Genomic DNA, 788 nt, shown 5'->3' with positions numbered 1-788 from the left:
CGGCGCACATGGCGGTGGCCGTGAACGTGTCCCCGGCCCAGTTCAAGAGCGACCGCCTGGTCGAGACGATCATGTCGGCGCTTGCCGGCTCGGGCTTGCCCGCCCGGCGCCTGGAGGTCGAGATCACCGAGGGCGTGCTGCTTCAGGAGAACGAGAAGACGCTGCGGACGCTGCATCGGCTGCGCGAGCTCGGCGTCCGCGTGTCGATGGACGATTTCGGCACGGGCTACTCCTCCTTGAGCTACCTGCGCTCGTTCCCCTTCGACAAGATCAAGATCGACCGCTCCTTCGTGAAGGACCTGTCGGGCAGGCCGGACGGCGACGCGATCATCAGAGCCATCGCAGGCCTCGGCAGGAGCCTGGGCATGACGACGGTCGCCGAAGGCGTCGAGACGCCGGAGCAGATGCAGCGCATCCGCGAAGAGGGCTGCACCGACGTGCAGGGCTACCTCATCAGCAGGCCGATACCGGCCGACGACCTAATGAGCTTCCTCGCAAGCTACAAAGCGGAAGCGTAACCCTTCAATTTTTTGGATGGCTCACAATGAGCGAACTTTATCGCCTGGTCTACGCGAGCAAGAACTTGCTCCAGGGGTCGGAGGCCGAGATGACTGCATCGATCACGCAGATCCTCGCCGCGTCGCAGCGGAACAACGGTCGATCCAATGTAAGTGGGGCGCTGATGTTCAATGCGGGCGCGTTCGCCCAGGTGCTGGAAGGGCCGCGCCGGCAGGTCGAGGAGACGTTCGAGCGGATCCAGTGCGACGATCGGCACGGCGACGTGACGG

Annotated in this window: 2 protein-coding genes; both read left to right on the top strand. The window is 64.5% G+C overall.

Annotation, left to right across the window (positions count from 1 at the left end; genetic code table 11):
* Positions 1–518: EAL domain-containing protein (locus MKK68_RS04330; protein WP_244028954.1), on the top strand; the 518-nt coding region annotated here is incomplete at its 5' end.
* A gap of 26 nt (positions 519–544) precedes the next feature.
* On the top strand, positions 545–788 hold a 244-nt coding region (locus tag MKK68_RS04325; protein ID WP_244028952.1), incomplete at its 3' end, for a BLUF domain-containing protein.

It is taken from the genome of Methylobacterium sp. E-016, assembly GCF_022829745.1.
GTDB lineage: Bacteria > Pseudomonadota > Alphaproteobacteria > Rhizobiales > Beijerinckiaceae > Methylobacterium.
This window is presented reverse-complemented; position numbering and strand designations above follow the sequence as displayed.